Here is a 23,019-nt window from a genome sequence, read left to right as displayed (position 1 = left end):
TGTTACCCGGCCACCGCAGAGGCGGGGCGCTTCGCGTATTCTTCACGCCAGTTTTTTAGCGATGTCATGTCGCCCAGAAGATCGTCTGGCTTCGGCAGCTCCACTGGTGATTCTGCTGGCTGTGAGTGTTCGAACCCGGAGTATTTGGTCATGAGCGAATCAAGGAGATTGCAATCCGTGTCCTTCAACTTGGCCAGATCCTTGAGCTTCAACGTATGCACCGGTCGCTGGAATCTTTGAACCACTCCGCACAGCAGATCATTTTCAATGGAGCGCTCCACCAATGTCCTGAAATCGCTGCATATCGACTTCAGCAAGATTTCAGCATGTTCAAATTCTCCGTTCTCACTTGCCTTCTTTGCATCCTGATACCGCTGATTCATGAGTGTGTTCAGGGCGGATTTGATGTCGCTCTGTGAAAGTGGAATGGGAGCTGGCTCTCCGGTCCCCCAGTCTGCAGAGCGAATGCTCACCACATCGGGCTTGATGGTCTTTTTCTCGGCAAAATGCCGGACCGTTCCCAGCAAGGACAGGCGGTGAGTAAAGACAATGACCTGCTTGTCCTGAGACAGCTCGATCAGTCTTTGAACCACGGCCTCCTCATAGCTTTGGTCGAGTGAGGATATTGGATCGTCAAAGATAAACGGGGCCTGGTTGCTCTTTCCGGTGACGTCGGCCAAAAAAGCCGCAATGGAAACGATCCGATTTTCTCCCTCGCTCAGCACATCGGCGAGGCCATTCTGAGAGGCCCCCCGAAGCTGGAGCTTATGAAGGACTCGGCCCTTGGAGACTTTTGATTTCACGAGCTCAACCTTGACCTGAGATGCGCCCAGGGCCTTGAGCTCCGCGTTGAACCTTTGTACGAACGCATCCGTGATCAAGGCTTCTGCCAGCTCTCCTTTCTTCTGAGACAGGGCTTTGGTGTTGGTCGACTTCTTGGCTTCCTGAATCTGGTTCAGTAGCTTCAATCGGGCGACTTCTTCATCAATAGCGGTGCGGTGCTCCGACAACCACTTTCTGGCCTGCAGGCTGTTTAGCTTTTTCTTGATCTCCTCTCGATTGTCGCTTTTGGCGTCTTCGTCATATTTTGCTGCGAGTTCGCCGAGGCTTTTCGACTGGGCGTTGGCTTCTTCGATCCATTTCGGTGAGAGCAGAGGGTCGGGAATGGCTTCTTCGGAATCGATCCCAGGGAGTTGGTCTTTCCTGGCCTGCAATTGAGCAAAGAAACCCGTCACCTGGCTGGCGACTTCATCCTGTGGAATGCCAGCCGCATCGATACGTGTCTTCAGCGTCTCCGATGTCGGTAACGCCTCAATAGTTTGACTGGCGGTCTCGTATTCCTTGGCCGCATCCGTTGCGGCTTTCTGCATTTCGCCCTTCACGAAATTTTCGAAGGAGATCAGTCTCTCTTTGGCCTCCTGGGTCAAGGTCTGGTGGCACAGGACACAACGGGAGCCATCAGAAACATTCGGGTACTCGGCCTCTTTGTATGCAGCCGATACGGAGTAGTTCCGAGCCGCTTCCCATAGCTCTTTCCAGACATCAGACCCGATGCCTTCCAGCTCGCTGCCGGAGAACACCTTTTCCGCCGCCGTATCTGCCGCTGTTTTCTTGAGGATCGACTTCTTCTTGGCAGCAATGATCCGCCGGTAATTCTCGTCCGATAATTGCTTGAGATACTTTTGGGCATCCTGGACCAGAGTGTCGATATACTGTTTCTGCTTTCTCAACTGCTTCGCTTTTTCCGCCGGTGCCTGTTCGGCAAGGCGCTGCTGCAGCGCTTGCATCTCGGTCTCGTCAGCGCTGCCAAATGTGCAATGCTTGTCGATGTCCTGGGTACTGGTTTTGGCGCTGATGGCTTCGTACCAGATGCCTTCAGGAGTTGCCTTCTTGTCAGTCGGGATATTCGGCTTTTTGGACTGGTGCCGGTTGGCCTCGGCATCCAGGGCCGATGCGACCTTTTCGCATGCGAGGATGAGCGAGCTGAAAAACGATAGAACCGGCGGCTCGTAGCTCACCTCGTCTTCGCTGCTGACAAACACCTTGCCAAAGGAGGTGTCGAAAATATCAACACTGTTGAGGTCATCGCAGATCCCTTGTCCCGACCACGTATGACTCTTTGGAATGCCGTCCTGCTCAAACGAAATGCAGGCTTTCTGTACGGCAGAGCCGGGCTTATAGACATTGCGGTGGAGGGTACCCGTCTCGCGGGCTCCGCATACATGTTTGAGGAGTCTGACGTAACCGGATTTGCCTGACCCATTGTTGCCATAAACAATCGTGATATTGCCCTTGCCAAACTCAAGTGGCTTTTTCGGAGCAAGGGCGTTTACTCCTTCGACATCACTGATTGAACACAAACGCAGGGAGCCTGCTGCGCCCGGGGAGAACGCGGTAGCAGGAAAGGAACAGGTCGTTTTGGGCAGCTTACCTTCGGCTTCCTGCTGGCATATGGTTGCGAGCTCAGAGACATCTTTGTCGGTAAGCTCAGATTGCTGAAGTAGCCGAGTAGCCGCGATCTGGAGCCACTGGGGGCGCTCTGAAAACCATTTTGTCAGTGATGCCGATATCCCGCTCATTTTATTCCCCCTCAGCTTCCCGCTTGTGTTTAATGAACGTCACCTCGAACGCCTTGCATGGGCGGTATTGCTGCAGGCGATTGGCGAAGGTGAAGGCATCGTTCATCTCGTAGTGCTGGAAGATGTCGAGGCCGCGATCCAGGGAGATTTTCCAGCCGTGGTCGGTCACGATGTGGCGGGCGTGGATCGTGCCGGTGCCGTCGAACTCCCAGGTGAAGTTCACGCCCACGCTGCCTGCGGACTCCTTCATCTTCTCGAAGTTGTCCTTCTGCTGTTCGCCTTTGAACTCGTCTTCCGTCGTCACCAGATGCACGGACACTTCCTCATCCGGGGCCTTGTGTTTGACCACGGTCTCCAAAAATTCCATGAAGTTGCGCACCTGGTAGAACAGGCGGATGTACGGATCGGTGACGGTGATCGTGGTCGCGCCCTTGAGATAAGGGCCGAGCAACGTATCGAAGGAGAGGCCCTTCTGGTTCTCCTGGAATATGAGGTGCTTTTCCTTGAGGACGGGCTCGGCCGGAGCCAGGGGCTCGGATGGACCTTGGGGCGAGTCCGGTTGCGCAGCTTCCAAGATTTCCCCGTCTTCACCCTCGGCGATGGTCTTGTGGTAGTAGCCGGGGTATTCCTCTTCTTCGAGGGTGGTGACAGGCTTGGCCCGACCATCAGTGTCTTGATAGGTAAAGCGGACGTTGCCGTAGGTGGAATCGATGCGCATTAGTTGGTCTTTGACGCGCTTGCGACCCTCAATCGCGAACCGTAGCAGCTCCTCGACCTCTTCCTTGGTTGCTCCCCCATGTGGAAAGAGGATCTTCATCAAACCAGAAAATGTCTTGTTGATGCCATCGCGGTCCCGCGTCGAGATATCGGAGGAGAGAGAGAAGTGCTCCTTGTAGCGGTCCGAGTAATCGTGATTGCGCAGCGAGCGAAGGATCTCGGCCAGGTAGTCCACTACGAAGCCGTAACCGCTGGAGAACATCTCGCCCCGGATGATGTCGACCTCCCAGCCGGGGATGTAGAAGTGGATGCGGTCCAGAAACGCGGAGTCGTAGAACTTGTCGGGCAGCTCGCAAAACAGGTCAGAGTGCTTAAGCATGTAGGGCACGGTGTGCTGAGTGTTGCCCACGAACACCATGGAGGCCTCCGCGCCCAGCGTCTCGACGCCCCGCGAGAAGGACTTGTTGGCCATGTAGTTCTTCATGATGTCGACGAGGGCCTTGTCGACGCGTTTTTGCTTTCCGGCAAACTCGTCGAAGGCGACACAATCCCAGTAGCCGACCAGGCCGATCTTTCCGGAAGAGTTGTTCACGAACAGCTTGGGAACCGTAACCTCGCCGCCGGAGATCAGGATGCCGTGAGGCGAAAACTCCGGGTAGATGTGCGATTTGCCGGTTCCCTTGGGGCCAAGCTCGATCAGGTTGTAATTGCGCTCGCAAAAAGGGATCAGGCGGACCAGTTGGGTCAGCTTGCTTCGCTTGCCGAACATCTCCGGGTTGAAGCCGATGCTTTGCACCAGCAGGTCGATCCACTCGTCGGTGGTGAACTGTTTGCGGGCCTCAACATAGCCGTCGAAATCGAAATGGGAGAGCTGGATCGGCTTGAGGGTCGATAATATCCAGGGGCTGGCGCTTTTGTCTTCGGTAAACTCATATTCCAGATCAGCGATGCACCACACGCCGCCGACCAGGAGCTTGGGGTGTTTTTTTACCGTTCCGGAATCAACAAGAACCTCTTTTAGCCCTAAGTTGGAGAACTGCGCCTGATAGACATCCTTCTTGTCGTTCAGATCGACACTGATCTTGTCGATGACCTTGTAGCGCCCCTTTTCCTTGATGTTCGAGCGGACCAATCCGGCTTCGTTCCGGTGAACATAATGCTTGGCAAGGATCTCCTTGACCGTCTCGATACCGGTCTGGATGGTCGGCTCATCGCTGGTGGCGCAATACTGGCCCAGCAGGTATTCCAGCACGTAGGAGGGAACGATGGCGTTGCCCTTGACCGTCTTGACGAGATCCTTGCGGACAACGAGTCCCGGGAAGTGTGTGTTGATTTTCTGGTCAAGTTCGTTCATCGGTCACCCGTCCTTTAAAAGTCGAAGTCGCTGGTAAATGAGCGCCGCATCAAGTACCGGAGCGACTTGTATTCCTTGTAATGTGAAGTCCCGGCGTGTTTTTCCTCCAGCCGTAGAATGACCTCCTGGCCATTGGCCTCGTCGGCCTTGCGGGTCAGCACGAAGCGCACCTGCAGCTCCCGCTCCCGGGGATTGTCCGAGCTCAGATCAAAGGTCAGGTCGTGGCTGTCGGAGATCAGGTCGCCTGCCTCGGTGTAGATACCAGCCCGCAGCACACGCGGCTGGATCTTGTCCGTTACCGGCCCGACCTGGTACATGGTCACCGCCAGTTGCCCGGAGGTAATCACCGAGCTGGCTCCACGCAGGATGTCCACCTCGACGGCGGTGACATCGCTCTGGCGCTTCTTGTTGATCTTGAGCACCGGAATCACCACCTCCTGCAGTGACGCGCCGCCATGCACAAAGCGGCTGCCGGAGCCCTTCAGGCGCAGGCGGTTGATCGATTTGGGAATCTGCACCTCCACCTCACCGGCCAGGCCAAGCTGTTCGGGGGTGAACTTGTGCAGGCTGGATGCCTCAGCAAGCCCCTTGCCGAGCACGAAGCGGCGGTCCCGGAACAGAATCTGGTCGCCCTCGGCGTCGACTCCGGAAAAGTCGCTCTCGTCGATAGCGCGGTTCTGGTAGATAAAGCCATGGTCCGAGGTCACCAGCAAGTTGTTGGCGTTGGCCCCGGTCAGCTTCTTGATCAGGCGAATCAGCTCCTGCAGGGTTTCTTCCACCGCCTCGAAAACCCGCTCCTCGGATTCCCGCTTGTCGCCCGTGGCATCGATGCGGTTGTGGTAGACGTAGATCACGTCATGATCGCGCACTAGTGCCCGGCAGTCGTCACCCTTCATGGCCATCAGCTCATCGGCCTTGCAGGCAGTAGCCCGTTGACGGATCGCCTGGCCAAGGATCTTGATGCGATTGGCCGTACCCTGCGAACTTTGCCCATCCACCAGCACGGTGCCGGTCTCGTTGTCGGCAATCGCCAGTGCCTTGTTGGGCAACAGCGCCGCCATGCCGAGCTGGGTGTAGCTGGGCAACATCGAAAGCGCCGGTTCCAGTTCGGCGCTGTACCGATCCTCCTGGCGGATCAGGCTCAGCAGCTCATCACCGATCTCGTAGCGCATGGCGTCGGAGATAATCACGCAGACCTTGTTGTCCTTGCGCAGGAACGGCCGGACCCAGTGTTCGAAAAACTCCTTCTGCTTGCGCACTGGGAAGGCTTCCCACTTGGATGCCGCATCCACGAAGGTCTGGAAACGGTCGCCCAGCTTCAGCAGGTAGTTGTTGGAGTAAAGGTTTTCGACCTGGTCGGTCAGGCTACCCATCAGCGACGCCTGTCCCGACATGCGAACATGGTAGGTGAACTTGCGGTAGAGCTGATCGAGCAGATACCAGAAGCGGCTGTAGCGCTGCACGCCTTCGGCCAGACTGTCCATGGCGAGCTTGGCCTCGCCCAGGGCATGGGTAAACTGGGCGGCGTAATCGACCGCCTCGTACAAATGCCGGTATTCGCGATACCAGTGGCCCTGCCGCCGCTGGCGAACCCAGATCGCCACGTCACCGCTGGAGGCCGTGCGGGCTGCCACTGCCCGCACCAGGTCGCTGATGATCTTCTGGTCAATCAGTCGGAAGTAATCCAGCTCGATTAACTCGCGGAAATCCCGCTTGGCCAGATCCTGCTCAATCCCGAGCACCTCGGCGCATTCCCCCGAGAGGGTCTCGAAACCGCCTTCGAACTGACGGCTGTCCTTCCAGCGCTTGAGAAACACCATGGCGTCGCCGGTCAGTTTCACCTGGCCGTCGGTGCCCATGGCGTAGCATGACTTGAACAACTCAATGGTGAAGTCGCGGATGCCCGGCTCATCGGACTTGTAGCCGTAGCAGCGGGTCATCTGTTCCCAGAGAAAGCCGTCCAGGCTGCACCGGCCGATCAGCTTGATCTTCTCATCCCGGCCGTCGGCCAGCTCCTGCAGCAGGTTTTCCACCACCGCATCCATGCGCGACTCGCTGCCGGTGCATACCGCCAGCATCTTCAGGCGAATCTGTCCGGCGGTGTCGTCCGCTTTCAGCAGTTTCTTGAGGGCGTCCTTGCGCTTGATCGCCTGGAAGAACTCCGCATGGGCCTGCACCACATCCGTGAACTCCAGGCCGAGCTCCAGTTCGGACAACCAGATGGCCACCTGATCGGTGCGGAACTCACCGTGGGCCAGTTGCACATCCAGCAGCCAGTTATCCAGATCGGCGGGCTGAGGGCCTTCGCGGTAGAGCAGGAATTTCTGTTCCGGTTGCTCGCGAAGCAGCTTGTACTTGATGCCGTACTCGTTGTTGATCAGCTCCAGCTTCTCGACGCCGGGAAGCTGAAGCGCCTCGAAATCGTCGCGCAACTCTTGCTTGGCGTCGTACCAGAAAACGATCCGGTGCCGGTCGAAGAGTTTGGTCAGGGCCTGGGCAATGCGGTTTTCCATCAATGGCGCTCCTTAATCCTCTTTCGCATCCAGGCCGACGATCTTCTTCAAGGCCGCGCCAAGCTTGGGGTAGTTGGGCAATTCTGTTCTCATTGATCAGCGTCCTCCACTTCCTTCAGCTTTGTCGCCAGAAACTGCTCGATTTCTTCCCGCTTGGGCAATTCCAGTTGGTACTTGGAGACAAAGAGCTGGTTGTCCATCCCGGCCAGGGCAAACTCGACTAACGAGTGTTTTTTGTGGGTGCAGAGCAGGATGCCGATGGGCGGGTTGTCGTTCTCGATCATCATGTTCTTCTTGTACCAGCTGACATAGGTATTGAGCTGCCCGATGTTCTCATGGCTGAACTCGGCCAGTTTCAGCTCCACCAGCACGTGGCACTTCAGGATGCGGTGATAGAACACCAGATCGATGAAGTAATGCTCGTCGCCGATCAGTATCCGTTTTTGCCGGGCTTCAAAGCAGAAGCCATGGCCCAGCTCCAACAAGAACTCCTCGATCTTGCCGATAAGCTGGTCTTCGAGGTGGGATTCGCTCATGACCTCGCGGGGCTTCAGCCCCAGGAACTCGAACACATACGGATCGCGCACCGTGAGTGCCGGTAACGACTGCTCTGCGCCTTGCTGAGTCAACTCGGTGAGTTTTTTCTTGTTCAGCGAGAGGCCGCAGCGCTCGTAGTACAGGCTATGAATCTGCCGTTTCAGCTCACGCACCGACCAGTTGCCCTGGATGCACTCGACCTCGTAGAAGGTTCGCTTGCCGCTATCCTCCAGGTTGAGCAGTTCCACGATATGGCTGAATGAGAGTCTGGAGATCAGGGTTCTGCCATCGAGTTTCAATGGTGGAGACGTCTCCACAATCTGTATTGCGGCCGCATCCGGTGGCATGCCGCTGAGGGACCCTGGGGAGGCCCCGACCACAGGGGGCAATTGTGGCGTCACTGCCTCCACAATCTGTGGGTAGATGAGGTAGAGCTGGCGGTAGCGATAGAGTTCCCGCCGCTCGCAACGGGAAACGCCGTGCTGGCTCAGACTCTCGGCCAGCCTGTCCATCAGTCTATCCCCGTATTCAGCCCGGTCCACCCCCTGGCGCTCGTACTCCTCCACATGAAAGCCAATCAGCCAATTGCGCAAGGTGAGGCTGGCATTGACCGCCCGGCTGGCCTGAGAGGAAAGCGTGTCGTGCACTTGGCGGATCGTGCTGACCAGTTGCCCGAAATTTAACGCGGTGGCGGTGATTTCCTTGGTGCTCATCGCCGTCTCACTCCTCGCCCTTGGCATCCAGGCCGACGATCTTCTTCAAGGCCGCGCCGAGTTTGGGGTAGTTGAGCTTGACGCCGTCGTCGAGGTCGATCTCCACCTGCTCGGTGGCCAGCGGGTAAAGCACCTCGCGTTCGTACTCCTCCATCTCTGCGATCATCTTGGTGATCTTCTCGATCTCCTTCAGAGCCTTGGTCTTCTCACCCTGGCTGCTGCTGGCGCTGATGCTGACCGCCTCCAGGTGGTTCTTGTGCGAGGTGAGCTTGGTGCGGAACTCGCGCAGGTAGTCGTTGAGCACCACGCTGACCGTATCCGGGCGGTAGCGGTGCATGTAGATCAGTGCGTTGAAGCTGCCTTTGGGGCTGGAGAACAGCCAGTAGATGGGGCGCTTCTTGTAACGCCTCACATGATCGCTGTAGAAATCCTTGAGGAAGTAATCGCGGATGTCGCGGGCCTTGCCATTCTTGCCCAGCGCCTTTTCGACGAACTTGAGGTTGGCCTCGTAGTGTTCGTCGCCAAAAGCCACGCGCAGGAACTTGCGGAAGCGCTCGGCGATATCGTCGGTGAACCAGTCGCCGTCGAGCATGGGGATGACGTTGTCGTCATCGGCCGGGAAGCTGGGTTCCGGAACTCGCTTCAGGTAGTCCTCGATGGTCTCGCCCTGATTGGCGAGGAGCAGCCCAGGCTTGTCCAGTGCGTAGCGGCCAAACATGCAGCCCACGGCGTAGGAAACCAGTTCCCGCATGGTGTCGGCCAGCAGCAGCGCCTCCAGTTCCTCTTCGCTCTTGTCGCCGCCGTAGCGATAGTGCGGGTTGCAGGTCAGGGTGATTTCCGTGAGCGGCACCTCGGGCGTCAACTCGTCCTGCAGACCGTAGGCCTCTATGAAGATGCGGTTGTTCTCTTTCTCCAGTTGCTGCATCTCCAGCGTTATCTCCCGCCAGTGTGCGCGAAGATTCTGGTAGGTTGCCTTTAGGGTTGGCTGGCGGTATTCGGGCTGTAGCAATTCCAGCAAACGGAAATCCCAAGATGTTTCATAGGAGTCCCAGTCGTGTTTACCAAGGGAGATCAATCGCTTAACATTGATATCTAAATTTTGCTTGCTATCTTCAGGGGGTTGAAACGGAACACGTGCCATATCCCCGACCTGAAACGTTGTAGTTGGATTGAGAATTTGCATAAATCCAAGCATTAGTTTGCTATTCATCAATCCGATTACTTGTTTCAGCATACTTCTTGCTGGAAAACCTGAAGAGCCTTTAACGTCAAAAATAAAACCATTAGGTGCGTGTCTCGCAGCAAATGAGTTCGTCGTTATGTCAGCCCATGTGATTCCTTCTCTGAAGTAATATTCGGTATTTTGAGGTCTGGATCGTACTTTGCCATTTTCATCCTTAAAATTGCGGATGCGAATTCCGTCATCTTCCCAGTCAACGACATATTCACAATTACCGTACCATTTACGCCAGTCGCCACCCTTGTTGTATGGGAACCACTTTAGTCCTGTTTCGACTGCCTCATCACGTGAGGCGAGTCCAAAGCCAATCTCTTTAAGAGAGACTTCATGCCATGCACGCAGAAAAATATCGTTACACCCAGTAGCCAACCCCTGCCTTGGTTTGGCAATTTCTCCAAATTGTGGTGCATGGGTGAAAGTATTACGAACAGTATCGCTTACCCAGTAGGCAATAGGGCTACCTGGTATTTTCTTGAAATCTTCTGTTGAGGCGAGAAAGGGATTTGAACGCCTCTCTTTAAGGTTCGTATCTTTCTCCGCTTCACTTCTTCCATCAGTGAGCCTCAAAAAAGAACCTTTGAATTTAGTGTCTTTTGAGTTGGTTATTACAAACGCAGTTGTTGAAACAACCTCTCCGCCAATGCTGTCAAATGCTCTTGCACCTAAATGAGCCATGGAAACAATTGTAGATTTTTGGAGCATCGCGGTGCGCAAAGTCTCAAACGAGGATAGAAACATCCAACTTTGCATAGTTATCATTGCAACTGAACCTCGCTTGTTAGCAAGATCCAAATTGCGCTCGATAAACATGGCAAATAGGTCCGATTTGCTGTTTGGATAACTATCTTTTGCGAATGCTTGCAATCGCCCCGCCATGCTTCTATTTCCCATATACGGCGGATTGGCAATCACAACATGATATTTCGGGCTCAGGTAATCGGCCTGCCGCAGGGCTTGCAGCACCTTCTGATGGGTCATGCTGATAAACAGCTGCCCGGAAACATTCTTTGATTTCAGAATCCTGAGCATGCCGTCCACGTCGGTGACATCCGGACGGATCAGGGAGCCGAAGTTGTCGGCCTCTTCGAACTGGCGCAGGGTGGTTTGCAGTGGCGCGGTGAACAGGTCGCGCCCGACAAAATCCATGTAATCCTTCAACTCATTGCCGTCGAAGTGAACGTTCTCCAGCACGCAGATGTTCGGCTTGACGCCCTTGTTGAAGAACCGGCGTTGCTTGGCGCGGGCTTTCATGGTCAGGGCAAAGGCGGCCAGCTCCCCGGCGCGCTCGTCGATCTCGATGCCGTAGAGATTGTGGGTGAGAATCTTCTCTGGAATCTCGGCGGGTTCGTAGCCTTCCTCCTCGTAGATGGTGTAGAGCAGGTCAAAGGCATAGGTGAGCATGTGGCCGGAGCCGCAGGCCGGGTCGCAAATCTTGATCTCTTCCGGTTTGCCGATGCGTAGGAAGTCCGTCTCGGCCTGTTCGGGCTTGATGTAGTAGTCCATCTGCTCGACCAGCTTCGAGCCGGGGCGATTGAGCAGCCACAGGCGGCCGAGGGAGTTTTCCACCAGGTAGCGCACGATCCAGTGCGGGGTGAAGAGCTGGGTGGCTGCGGGAATGTTCTCGGGCGTGATTTTCTTGTTCTTCTTCAGGCCATCGAACACCTCGTCCTTCTTCTCGGAGATGTAGAACTGGTAGAGCCAGCCAATCACCTCGACATCCTCGCAGGCATCCGGCGTCATCGCCTCGCGGGTGTAGGCGAGGATGGAGTTGCCCGAGAGCAGGTCGTCGGGCATCAGCAGTTCGGTGTAGTCATCGATGCGCTGGAACAGGAACGGCATCGCCTTGTTCCAGAAATTGCAGGCGGCCACCACCAGCAGCCGGTAGGCCTCGCCCTGCGGGTCGCGGCTGGGCGCTTTGCCGTCGAGCAGGGCGAAGATCTGCTGCCGGATCTTGTCGTGCACCATCTCGTCGTCGATGTGGCCCATCTTGGCCTCGGCCAGAATCTCGGGCTGGAACTGCCCCTCGGAGGGCGACACCACGCCGATGCGGGTGTAGCGGTTCACATCCATGAAACGCAGGGCGCAGAAGCGGTTGAACCAGATGTAGGCCACCCGCTCGATGACCTGTTCCTTGCCGTGGCCCTTGATCGCCTCTTCCAGTTTCTTGATGGCCTCGGCACGTTCACGCCGGGCGGCGCCGTTTTCAGCGAGCACAAGTTTCAGCTTGGCGGAGACCTGCTCCAGCAAGCTGCGCCGGGCGAACTGGGCGAATTTTTTTAGTTTTGCCGTTTCCATGGACTAAGCCCCCAATCCTGCGAGTTGGCCGAACTGAAGGTAATTGGGCCAATCTATCTTCATTGCTCTGTCGGGGGCATCGTGTGGTTCTGCATCTCTGGTAATTCGCGTTTTTTTCTTCGCAATACTGGTGTGCCCAATGCTGATAAAGCGGCTTTTATAACCAATTAAAAAGTTCTTCTCGTTCCAGAAGCCTTTGCCAACCTCCTGGCAATATTTGACAAAGCACTGCGATCCTAACAGTTGTTTTACAATTTGATTCCACCCATCTTTTGTGCGCTTCATCTCGATATAGATGATGCATTTCTTCTCCTCGCTGATTATGACGTAATCAGCGCGTTTACATTCACCATTTCCACCATTGAAAACATCATCTGGCGAACGAAATGCGTCGACCTTGATAACCATTGCGTCAGTTGGCAGATTTCTTATAGTTGCACTGGAATCTGGCGCTTGTGGTTCACTGAGTTTGACAATCGGCTTGCCGTACTCTTCTTCCAGTTGTACCAATGCAGTGCCCTTGATCATTTGGGAAAGGATATCCATCTCCGACATCACTCATCTCCTCCCCAAACAATTTCTTCCTGGATTCGATTCATATCTTCTATCGTCTTATCGAAGCTACGCGCTTCTATCCCAAGCTTGCTATCAATGTCGGCTTGAACGAGTGTCTGGCATCTTGTTTTGCGCTGCGCCCCATCCAACTTAATGAGTGCTTCTTCCGCTATGTAGACTCTTACCTTGTCATAATTCAGCATTTCAGAGGCCTTGTAATGCTCGCGATCGGCAAGTGACCCTAGCCGTTCTCCTCCCTGATTCAACATAATCAAGGTATTCAGCTCTTTGATGATGTAGTCGCTGTGCGTCGTGATGAATACATTTATTCCGACATTGACCAGTCGTGCAAAAAGCCGTGCAACCCTCCGCTGATTTTCTGGATGCAGATTCAGCTCCGGCTCATCAACCATAAGAAGGTCGCCAGGAGCAGCTACGTGCCGAAGGTAGAATCCGATATCCAATAGCGAGCGCACCGCACTTGAACTTTCATCCATGGTTAACTTGATGCGCTTGCCCTTGGGGACGTAATAAAGCTCATCGTTTTTTGTAACGAGATAGTCGCCGCCAATAATATCGGTGAAATCATTAAGTATTCCCGAGTGTTCCTTGGTTATAAAGCTATCCTTCTTGGCGAGCGCTTCAAGCTGGCGAGTGAAGTCAACATTTGACTTAACAGGCAGTGCGTAGTCGGTATAAACCTTTGAAAGTAATTCAAAAGGATTTATGTCCTTTTCCATGGAACCCATTTCTTCAATTAGTCTGTTACGTGCGAAATTGAGTTCCTTTCTGAATATTGCTGCGCCGGTTCGTTCCGCACTGGCAATAAACGGATGAGGGAATAGGTGCCCAAAGACAATATCCTTTAAGGCATCCCCAATGATCCGGCTTATGACATCCTGCGGTATTCTGACTTTTTCTTTCTCTACCAGCAGTGAAATCGTTACCAACGATGAGTCCGCTTTTTTCGAGATGGAGAACAGCTGTGTTTTTGCTGCTCCCATTGTGCGTTCAAAGGTTGGAACTGGCTGAATTTCGCTTGAATCCAAATCAACAGAGAAGTGGCTTTCAGAAAAATGTTTATCCGACGACGCAAAAACATGGGGCAGTTGCGCTGTAAAGGCCGCGCAACCATTTTTTAGTATTGATTGCGCGTTGCCAATATAATCCTGGATATCCAACTCAACGCTTCCGTCATTCAAGAGGCGTCGAATATCTGCATCTGGCACTTTGATTGAAAACGCATCTCGCCAAAAAGACAGGAAACCAAACAGCGCATAAGTGGCGTAGGTCTTCCCGGTGTTATTTCCGCCGCAGATTATCGTCAGTTCGCCAAGCGTGAACTCCGCCTGTTTTATAGCGCCGAGATTTTTTATCGAAATCTTCATTTCGCTGATCTCCTTAAATTTGAATTCGTTTTCCTTTGCGGATTTCATCCAGCAGCGCCTCACGCATGGATTCCAGGTAACGTTCCACGTCGGTCTCGTCGGCCAGCCAGGCTTTGTCGAAAGAGACCTTCACCGAGCGGCTGGGCACATACTCAATGCGTGGCTCCGCAACCTTGGGTGGCATGGGTTTCGCACCTTCATCCGGGGTGGCGGTCTGACCGGGTTCCGGCTCGGCCGTTGGCGCCGGTTGCGCCCAGGATGTCATCTGCGATAGCAGCCGCTGGTAGTCGCTTTCCTCGAACCGGCGCAGGGTGTCGCGGATGACGGCAATCAGTTTTTGGCGCTCTATACCTGAGTCGAATTCGTTGAACGGACGAGTGATCTGCTCCTGCTGCTCGCCGTTCAGTGCGCTGAATTCAGTCATGCCGCAGAGGCGGCCTTTAAGGGCGGCGACCGTCTCCTTGGCCTTGGCAATCTCGGCCTCGATCTGGGCCGTGACCTTCTCCTGCAGGGTTTCGACTTGCGTCTTCACCTGCTGCATGCGGTTGCCCTTGAAGCACTCCGGATCGGTCAAGCTGGCGACCACCTGAGCGGTTTCGTCGCCTTCGATGTAGGCGAAGTTGGGCTCCTGGGTTTGAACGAACTTGCGGGCGTTATCGAAAATGCCTTTCTGCGGGCCGCTCATGAATTTGCGGACAGGATCGATGACGCTTTCCTTCATATCGAGCAGCGCGTTTTCCTGGCGGGTGAGTTCGGTCAGATACCAGGTGTAGGGCTTGCCGGTCAGCTCCTTGAGCTTCTCAAGCACCGGCGTCAGCGTATTCAGGAACGGATACTGGGATGCCTGGGCCGCCAACGGGTTGAGCTGATGCATGAGCTCCTGAAGTGCGGTGCCGGTTTCCTTGCCGAGCGCCTTCGCTTCACTGGAGCGGGGCGGGGCATCGAAGAAGTCCTCAAAGAACTCCTTGAGGGCGCGGACCTGCGATGCGGTAAATTCGACCTGGGGTTCCAGCACCACATTGCCGTGGCCATGGGTGTTGCGTAGCGCCCGTTCCAGCTCGTCCTCTTCCAGCAGGTTGCCGTCGGTGCGAACCTCGACCTTGCCGCGAGCGCAGAGGTTGGCCAGGGTGCAAAGCACGGCGGCGTAGTACCAGCCATAGGGTTTGCGCTCGAATTTCTCCAGCAGGTTCTTCAGCGTGGTACGCACGCCACCCCGATTGTTGCTCTGAATAAACGCCAAAAGTTCCTGCTCGGACTCGGCCAGGGAGGTGGCGTCGTTGCCGAACAGCCCCTGCTGTGAATGCTTGAGGCATTTGGCGATGTCGTTCTCGGTGTAGGTGATGCCGCGCAGCATGCGAAGGTTCGGATAGGCGCGGGAGATGAGTTCGTGGAATCCGCGCAGCACCCGGGTCTGCGCATCCTCGGAACCGATCTCGATGTCGGCACCTGCCACGAACAGCTTGGCCTTGCCCATCAGGCTTTGAACTCTCTGCTGAAGCTCGGCATACCGTTCCCGGTTCTGGAAGCCCTTGTCGGTCAGGATGCGCTTCACCGCCTCCTGCTGGGTGATCGAGATGTTTTGACGGATGTATTTCTCCGTCCGCTTGTACATGAGGATGTCGCGAACGAGGCGCTCGTCCGCAGGCATCAGGACGAGCAGTTCGTCCCGGCCCATGCTCTGCATCCGCAGGATGGACTCGCTTTCGGCGTTTTCATGAAACGGGCTGATGACATGAATGGCCAGCTCGTATTCCCGCCCGTGCAGCCGATCATCGAGTTTTCTGGAGAACGGGTAGTCCTGGCCATTCTCGTCATAGCGGATCTTCCGATGCTTGATGACGTGGTCGAATACGATCTTCTCAAGCTCGGCGGCAACGTCTGACGACTCCACCTCGGTGTTTTTGATTTCCTGCTCGACGTCTTTTTCCTCGTCGGTGAGGTATTCGTAAAGCTCGCCATTGCGCTGCACATAGGTCTGCTGTTCCAGGAGACTGAGGGCTTCTTCGACACGTTTTCTCAGCGCGGGCAGATCCTGATTGAAGCCGTCCAGCATCAGGACGCACAGGTTGCGAAGAGTCGGCTTGAATTCCTTGACGTATTTGACCAGGAAGAGCGTTTTCAACAGCCGGATCGCGAAGGGGCCATCCAGATGGTTTTCGGCCTGGATGATGGCTCGTTGAATGTTGGACTTCAGCGCGGTGCGAATGCCCTCGAACATCAGGTCGAAGGTCGCCAGTTGACCGATTTCATGATCCCCGATCTGGATCGCCACCTGCTGGAATACACCCAGCATGGAGCGTTCGCCCACCGAGCTGTGCTTGCCCTCAAAGGCGTTATGCTGCGACAAGTTCTGAATGACCGACTGGAACAGCGCGAACTGGTACGGAATGAACGGATAGCTGTGAATGAAGTGATCCCGATCCTGATAGTTCCGGTAGGTTTGCGAGCCGTCGGCAAAGTCGAACAGGGTCTTAAAATTGTTGGACTGCGCGTGATAAATGTCCGAGAGCAGGCGAACGCCTTCTTCGGTTTTCATGAGCAGACGCTTCTGGATAACCTCCGCCACGTCGGCGCTGGTCAGCTTCATGCGGTTGGCGAACCGCGCCTGGATCTTCGAGAAGTCGTTGCCTTGCTGCTTGCCCATCTCGCCGACAACCGTTCCCATGTCCTCCTGGGCGGTCACGATGACCCATGCGCGGCCCCGGCATTTGGTGGCCATGCTCTCGGCGATGGTCTGGAGGTTGGTCATCAGCTTGACGTTTTCAGCGATGTACTGACCGACCTCATCAACAAAGAAGTTCAGACGGAAATCAGGCGATTGCCGCTCGATATACGCATGCACCTGTTCGGCAAAATCTTCGATGGAGACGCGGTACTGGCTGCGGTATTTATCGAGTATCCCCATGGCCGATGTCTCGTCACCACCGGTTGCCTGGGCATAGGCTTTGGCAATGTTTTTCGCCTCCAGCAGCGCCTGCTCGCGGCCCTTCTGCCATGTTCTGCCCGCAGTGGATTCATAGGCTGATTTGAACTGCTCATAGAGGCCACGGCTGTCGAGATCGCGCTCGAACTGGGCGATGTGTCCCTGCTTGCCGTAGTAACCGCACATCTCGTCAAAGACCTTGACGAAGACAGCGAGGAGCGCATCGATCTGGGTCTTGCTGATGACGTCCGCTTTCTGGTCGATGTTGAACAGAATGCTTTTCGACGGAATGGCGACGGCTCGTTTGAGATCACCGCGCAGGATTTCGTTGTCGCCACACTTGGGCAGGAACAAGTCAAGTGCGGAGGCCCCGTCGATCTGCCGGTTTTCGAGCAAGAGCGCCAGCATCTTCAACAGGTGGGATTTACCTGAACCGAAGAAGCCGGAAACCCAAACACCATTGGCACCTTCATAGTTGTTGTAGGCGTCCAGAAAGGATTCAAGCCGCTTCTCGACTTCGTTGGTCAGTACGTATTCTTCAATTTCGAGGCGAAGGCTGGCTTCATCGTCAGCTTTGATGACCCCTTCAATCGGGCGGTCAACTGGCTTGTTAAAAATGGTCTTAAGAGTCATCACGCTTCCCTCGTTTATGCTTCGCAGTGAAAGATGTTGAACGCCCGGTAGTACTTGTCGTCATGCAGCCTTCCGAAGAGATCGAGCGATGCTCCGGACTCCAGGGAGTGGGTGTAGGCTCCCGGGAAAAACATGACGGTCGGCTTTTCTTTCGCCGTGCTCTGCAAATTGTTCAAAACGTTGTGCGAGCGGATGTAGGGGAACACCTCGCCAACGCCGGACAGAAAAAGAACCTCGAAATCCGTGCTTGCCAGCTTGGCCGCAATGGCCGGAACAAGATGCGCTTCGGGGTCTAGCACGCCTTGCAATAACTCTTTGAGCTGCTCTTTGGAGACAGAATCCTCCATCTCGACAATCTGGTCCCAGATGTCACGTTCTTTGAGGATTTCTATCGAAAGGTCGTACAGATTGATCTCCAGAATCCGAACACCAGCCTGCTCAAGGCGATTGACCAGCTGACGCTGGAGCCGCTCCATTTCAACAGACTCTTCCGGCTTGAAGGGGCAGATGAAAAATGGAACCTCGTTACCGAGACCTTGCTTGTTGAGAAAACGCTGGCCTGAGATCACAGCAAAGAGATGCTGAAATCTGTCCTGCATTGGCTTTCTGGCTATATCTGCTGTCACTACGCCATCCCCTTCAGTTCTGATTCAAATACAGGGAAGTACAAAACATCCCTGCGGCTGCCTTGATGAAACAGTTCCAACAGTCTTGGACTGAGCATGGCAGCGTGGATCATGTTGTTGGCCGTTAGGAGATCGGCCTCGCGAAGCATCTTGAACAGGACCTGCCGCAATTTGCCTCGTGTCGCCGGGGTGATCTCATCCAGTTCCAAATGCCACTCGGATTTCCGGTTGAAGAAGGAATCAAAATCCTCGTGGGTCAGATCGCTTTTCAATGTGATGTAGCGCTCCCGAAGCACTTCGACGGCAAAATCAGCGATGAATCTGTACCGGCGGCAAACGGCGAGCCACAGGAGATAGGCCTGCTCTTGGTGGCTGCCCTCAACAAGGAATTCAAGTTCGCCTGGGCTCAGCGTTCTAAGCCGAGAGATGACCTCGCGGCAGACACGTTTGAGCGTATTCAGCGTTCTGGTCTGTAGTAAGTTTTCTGCGATGACTTTGTCTCGAACAGCGTTCCAGTCGCCAAGATCAAGATACAGCGCGGCCAGCTCCACCGATTCACGGTGAAAAAGACTGCCCGTTGTAAATGACATGCTGTACCTATCGTTACTCATTCTTGGTCAGGATTCCTTTTTATAGTGTTCGGCAGCGCCACCGGCCTTCACCCATTCGTCCACCTCATCCTTCTTGAACTTCCAGAGGCGGCCCATGCGATGCGCGGGCATTTCATGTTTATCAATCCACTTGTACACGGTGTCATTGCTGACCCCGAGGTACTTGCAGATCTCACTTATCGATAACCAGCGGTCTTCCATCTCGGCCATTTCTCAAGCTCCTCGTGGGCGATTGGGGTTAAGCCATGCGCTCGCCAGAGGCGAAGTAAGGGAAAACAGACGGAGTTCTCCCAATCAAATCACTTGAAAATATACGAATTGGCCGTCGGATGTCAAACGATCTTTACCGATTAAAGCCGATTATTTGCTAACAAGGTCGATGCCATACGCCTGATCCGAGCCTGATCCCGGTGTCAATGCGGGGCATCCAGTAGGTCCAGGCTGGAATCGAGGTGCGCCCAGACAGCACCGCCACCATCACCCGCTGATACATGCTGTGCCCACCGGGCCGAAAGCCTTCCAGCCGGTCGATGGGCGGCAGGTCGCGTTGCGGGTCGGTGAAGGTCACCAGCTCCCCGTGGATCAGATCCCAGTCACCGGTCGGACGGCCGAAACGTGGTATGTCGATCTCCTGCTGTCTGCGGGCGTCGGCCAACGGATCGGCGGTGGCCCGGGCCAGGATCAGGCCTTCCGGCACTTCGAGGGCCGGGAACCCGGCGTGGAGATGGTAGAGCCTGCCCCAGACCACGGCCGGTTCGATGCTGCGGGCCTGGGCGCAGAAGCGTTGATGGTTCCAGTAGCCCCGTTTCAGGGTGCCGTAGACGAAGAGCCGGAGGATGGTCTCGGGTCTGTCTTCCGGGTTTGTGTTCAGCTTCGCGCTGTCTCCATTGTTCATGCATTCACTCCTTCGGGCAGTGTCCCTTTGCGCTCCTGGGGTATGAAGCGGAATTCGCTGTTGTCGATGGCCCGCACATCCTCGTGGCGGATGGTGAGCATGGTCATGGGCGGCACCTCCAGCTCGCGCCAGCCCTTCTCGTTGTCCACGGCAAAGTCGATAAAGGCGTCGTCCGAGGCGTAGAGCACCACCCGATGCTGGCGGTGGATGCGCAGGCAGAGCGGCTTGTTGCCCTTGAGCACGGTGATGGTGCCGGGGTCGAGTCGCGAGGCCAGCACGGCGCTCATCTGGCCGCGACAGAGGGCAAGCGCCTTCTTCAGCCCCTCCTGGTCGATGGGGCCTTCAGGCGCGAAGCGGTCGGCCAGGCGGAATATCAGTTCGCTGTCCACCTCGGCGTAGCGCGGCAGCCCGAGACGGCGGAACAGATAATCGGCGTTGTAGATGGTGCCGTTGTGAGTGCCGATGACGATCCCGGCCCGGATGGGATGGTTGTTGCGGTTGTTGAACTCATTGCCCCGGGTGCGCCAGCGGGTGTGGCCCATGAGGATGGTGGTCTCGTTGTCGACCTGCCCGAGCAGCTCCTGGAACGGCTTCTCGTAGACCAGCTCGTGCGCCCGCATCGGCCGCTTGAAGATGCGGTGGCTGCCGTCGGTCTTGAGCCAGGCCAGACCGGAGGCGTGTGGGCCGCGTTCCTCGCTGTGCAGCAGCATGCGGATGAATACCTCGCACAGGTAATCCCGCTCGTCGGGCCGTCTGCGCTTGCGGCCGAAGATGATGCCTACTTGTCCGCACATGGAGCCGGGTCCTCCTTGCCGCCGAAGTTCTTACCGAGCGGTCTCGTCCCTTCGAGAACAAAGGCCGCGTATTCGCGCCGGTGGTCCGCCAGCCACTCGGCCACCTCCGGGTAGCCCATCTCGGCGGTCAGGCGGGTCACCTCCGGGTGGTCGAGCATGTTGGTGAGTCCGGAGAGACGCACCGTCTCCAGGGCTTCGAGGAAGCGCTCCGGCCAGGGATCGCTGGCCTTGTCGTCGGGCAGAAACTCGATCAGGCCGTGCCGCGCCAGACGGGTCAGAAACTCGGCGGCCGCAGCGGCGGCATCCTCCGGCAACGGTTGGGGCGGCCCGCCTTCGATGCCGGAAAGCACTTCGGTCATGTAGTCCCGGGGCGCTCGGCTGGCGGTAAACGGCGTCTGGCCGCGCATCAGCTCGATAACTTCGAGGCAGTCGGCGGCCTGCAGGGTTTCCCCGCTGCCGGGGATCGGTTCGCCGTTCAGCGTGGTGGAGCGGATCAGAATCTTCATGGGGCACCTCCTTAAACAGTGAGGCCGGGAACTTGCCCGGCCTCGTTGGTGAGAGTGGTGGTTGTTTCGTCCGGAAGGACCTCCTCCGGTTTGGGCCGTCCGTTCTTGAAGGCGGCGTCGCCGGGCATGTTGGCCATCAGATGCTTGCGGGCGGTCTTGAACTCGTCGCCGATCAGGCCGAGGTGGAGCAGGAAGACCCGGAAGTCGTACTTGGCGCTTTGTGGGTCGAAGTCCCGCTTGCGGCTGGAGGCGGCCCGCCCGTTGAGCGCCTTGGCGGCGACGGCGAGGCAGAATTGCAGGTAGGCCTTGATCCGCCCCGCGTGGAGGGTCGCCTCGAACCAGCGGAACTCCACCGTGCCCCGGTACCAGACGTTGTGCAGGTTGACCCCGTGGTAGCGGCTGTTGTCGTAGTGCTGGGGCTGGCGGTTGTGGTAGCCGTACCAGATGCGGTTGAGCTGGTCCTTGGTGCGGGGGCGATGCTGTTCGATGCGCTGGATCAGCTCGTCGCTGACCGGTCGGGTGTAGCGGTTGAGCCGGTCGCGGCTGATGCCGAGGGCGTGGAGGATCAGCGGTTCCTGCTTGTAGATGATCTTGGCCAGGTTACCCAGGTGCCTGCCGTCGAAGGGCGCGGCGTCGATATGGATGTGGATGCCGCACTGGCTGTTGATCTTGCCACCGGCGCGGCGGATGGCCCGGACCGCCTCCTGCAGTTGCGGGATGTCGTCGTACCCGAGCACCGGGCTGACCACCTCGGCCCGCAGATGGGCCGGGACGCTGGTCAGGGAGGCGTCCCCCACCACCTTCCAGACGCGGCCGCGCAGGTCCTCGACCTCCCAGGGGTCATAGCTGCTGGGGATACCGACATGGCGGACCGTGCCGCCCACCACCGAGTGAATGGCCCAGGCGATCTGCTCCCGGGTGCGTTTTACGGTCTCGATCTCGATCCCGTAGTGGATCTCTTTCAGGTTCATGCGTGCCTCCGTCGTTCATGGCGCTTCTAAGTCCTTGTCGGGCAAGGCTTTTTAGCCTCCGCTTACACCATGAATGAATGCTTCTTTCCGGACACAAATCAAGTAGAAGAACAGCCGAAGCCGACATTTAACACGTTTAGTTTCAATGACTTGCGAACTTGGCCGGATTGGGCGGCGCACAGGCGGCAGAAACCCCGGAACGGGCTGGCCGTATCCGGGGTTTCTGGGTTGGCGGTGGCAGTGAGCCGGTCAGCCGGAGGCGGTATCAGGGGTGATCAGGCTGGCGTGCAGCTCGAGGTTGCGCGACTCGTCGGCCCGCATCCGCGCCAGCAGCGCCGTGAAGGCCTCCGCTTCGTCGGCCGGGAGCTTTGATGCCCGTTCCAGCCGCGCCAGGCGCTGGTGAAGATTCTCCAGCAGGCCCAGGGCGTGGTCACGGATCAGCCCGTCGCGCTTCTCCTGCGGCGTGGGGATGAACTCGGTCAGTCCGCCTTTGCGTCGAACGATCATGGACGTGCCTCCTTAGCTCAGGGTCGCGCCCAGCGAATGGATGCGCGGGTAGATCAGCGGTGTTCCGGTCATCTCGGCCTTGTAGCGGACCTTGTTGCCGGTGTTGTCGGTGAAGGTGCGCACCAGGGTGTACTCGGTCCAGTTCTCGTCGATGGGCCGGGTGTCTTGGTTGGTCATCGCCTCCCAGGTCTGGCCGCCGTCGTTGCTGGCGAACCATTGCAGGGTGGTGCCGCTGGGGATTTGCATCTGCACATAGGCCTTGGTCGATTCCACTCCCTGGGTCAGCTCGTTCTCGCGGGTCAGGTAGGCCCCGGTGGTCTTGTTGAGGTAGCCCACCAGGTTGACGTCCCGGAAGTTGATGGCCGGGGTGTCGTTGGCAAGCGAGCTGCTCAGGCGCACGCGGATCTGGACCCGGGTGGCGAGGTTGGGCAGCCGTTCCTCCTCGGCGGGAACCATGGCGTCCCAGGTCACACCGCCGTCGGTGGAGTATTCCCAGTCGAGGCCGGTGCCCTGGGGGATGGCCGAGTATTCGTCAAGGTTGATGTCGGAGAACTGCACGCCGGTGATCGGCTGGAAGCGGATCATCCCCTCGGACTGGAAGTTGTAGCCGTAGATCTTCATCGCCAGGTCGGAGCCGTTGAGCGGCGTCCAGGTCTCGGCGT

17 protein-coding genes are annotated in these 23,019 nt (G+C 56.6%); all 17 read right to left on the bottom strand.

Features of this window, described 5'->3' with window-relative positions; all coding sequences use genetic code 11:
* Positions 1–2 precede the first annotated feature (2 nt).
* A complete protein-coding gene (locus PHD44_RS03950; protein ID WP_300188270.1) occupies positions 3–2,579 on the bottom strand; it encodes an AAA family ATPase in 2,577 nt (858 codons plus the stop codon).
* A 1-nt stretch (position 2,580) separates the two neighbouring features.
* The gene (gene brxL, locus PHD44_RS03945) at positions 2,581–4,650 is read right to left on the bottom strand and encodes a BREX system Lon protease-like protein BrxL (RefSeq protein ID WP_300188268.1); all 2,070 of its coding nucleotides are present in this window, start codon (positions 4,648–4,650) and stop codon (positions 2,581–2,583) included.
* Positions 4,651–4,664: 14 nt separating this feature from the next.
* Positions 4,665–7,163 (bottom strand): BREX-1 system phosphatase PglZ type A, encoded by a 2,499-nt coding sequence (gene pglZ, locus PHD44_RS03940; protein ID WP_300188266.1) that lies wholly within the window; start codon positions 7,161–7,163, stop codon positions 4,665–4,667.
* Positions 7,164–7,252: 89 nt separating this feature from the next.
* Complete coding sequence (locus PHD44_RS03935) at positions 7,253–8,413, bottom strand: PDDEXK nuclease domain-containing protein (protein ID WP_300188264.1); 1,161 nt, start codon at positions 8,411–8,413, stop codon at positions 7,253–7,255.
* Between the two features lie 7 nt (positions 8,414–8,420).
* On the bottom strand, positions 8,421–11,948 hold the full coding sequence (gene pglX, locus PHD44_RS03930; protein ID WP_300188262.1) for a BREX-1 system adenine-specific DNA-methyltransferase PglX: 3,528 nt from the start codon (positions 11,946–11,948) through the stop codon (positions 8,421–8,423).
* Positions 11,949–11,951: 3 nt separating this feature from the next.
* Positions 11,952–12,503 (bottom strand): hypothetical protein, encoded by a 552-nt coding sequence (locus tag PHD44_RS03925; RefSeq protein ID WP_300188260.1) that lies wholly within the window; start codon positions 12,501–12,503, stop codon positions 11,952–11,954.
* Entirely contained in the window at positions 12,503–13,891 is a 1,389-nt protein-coding gene (locus PHD44_RS03920; RefSeq protein WP_300188258.1) for an AAA family ATPase, read from the bottom strand. The genes PHD44_RS03925 and PHD44_RS03920 overlap by 1 nt, the downstream gene beginning before the upstream one ends.
* A gap of 13 nt (positions 13,892–13,904) precedes the next feature.
* Complete coding sequence (gene brxC / locus PHD44_RS03915) at positions 13,905–17,447, bottom strand: BREX system P-loop protein BrxC (RefSeq protein WP_300188256.1); 3,543 nt, start codon at positions 17,445–17,447, stop codon at positions 13,905–13,907.
* Between the two features lie 14 nt (positions 17,448–17,461).
* Positions 17,462–18,073 (bottom strand): DUF1788 domain-containing protein, encoded by a 612-nt coding sequence (locus PHD44_RS03910; protein WP_015038867.1) that lies wholly within the window; start codon positions 18,071–18,073, stop codon positions 17,462–17,464.
* The gene (locus tag PHD44_RS03905; RefSeq protein WP_197538232.1) at positions 18,073–18,663 is read right to left on the bottom strand and encodes a DUF1819 family protein; all 591 of its coding nucleotides are present in this window, start codon (positions 18,661–18,663) and stop codon (positions 18,073–18,075) included. Before PHD44_RS03905 ends, PHD44_RS03910 begins: the two co-directional genes overlap by 1 nt.
* A gap of 27 nt (positions 18,664–18,690) precedes the next feature.
* Entirely contained in the window at positions 18,691–18,894 is a 204-nt protein-coding gene (locus PHD44_RS03900) for a helix-turn-helix domain-containing protein (protein WP_091778023.1), read from the bottom strand.
* A gap of 157 nt (positions 18,895–19,051) precedes the next feature.
* On the bottom strand, positions 19,052–19,579 hold the full coding sequence (locus PHD44_RS03895; RefSeq protein ID WP_300188249.1) for a gamma-glutamylcyclotransferase: 528 nt from the start codon (positions 19,577–19,579) through the stop codon (positions 19,052–19,054).
* On the bottom strand, positions 19,576–20,373 hold the full coding sequence (locus PHD44_RS03890; protein ID WP_300188247.1) for a hypothetical protein: 798 nt from the start codon (positions 20,371–20,373) through the stop codon (positions 19,576–19,578). The genes PHD44_RS03895 and PHD44_RS03890 overlap by 4 nt, the downstream gene beginning before the upstream one ends.
* A complete protein-coding gene (locus PHD44_RS03885) occupies positions 20,358–20,879 on the bottom strand; it encodes a DUF5049 domain-containing protein (protein ID WP_300188245.1) in 522 nt (173 codons plus the stop codon). The genes PHD44_RS03890 and PHD44_RS03885 overlap by 16 nt, the downstream gene beginning before the upstream one ends.
* An 11-nt stretch (positions 20,880–20,890) precedes the next feature.
* Positions 20,891–21,850, bottom strand: a complete 960-nt coding sequence (locus PHD44_RS03880; RefSeq protein ID WP_300188243.1) for an amidoligase family protein — start codon at positions 21,848–21,850, stop codon at positions 20,891–20,893.
* A gap of 249 nt (positions 21,851–22,099) precedes the next feature.
* The gene (locus PHD44_RS03875) at positions 22,100–22,357 is read right to left on the bottom strand and encodes a VrlD (protein ID WP_300188241.1); all 258 of its coding nucleotides are present in this window, start codon (positions 22,355–22,357) and stop codon (positions 22,100–22,102) included.
* 12 nt (positions 22,358–22,369) lie between these two features.
* Positions 22,370–23,019: hypothetical protein (locus PHD44_RS03870; RefSeq protein WP_300188239.1), on the bottom strand; the 650-nt coding region annotated here is incomplete at its 5' end.

Origin of the sequence: Halothiobacillus sp., assembly GCF_028710545.1 — a bacterium.
GTDB lineage: Bacteria > Pseudomonadota > Gammaproteobacteria > Halothiobacillales > Halothiobacillaceae > Halothiobacillus.
Note: the sequence above shows the minus strand (reverse complement) of the source record. Positions and strands in the feature narration are given on the sequence as shown.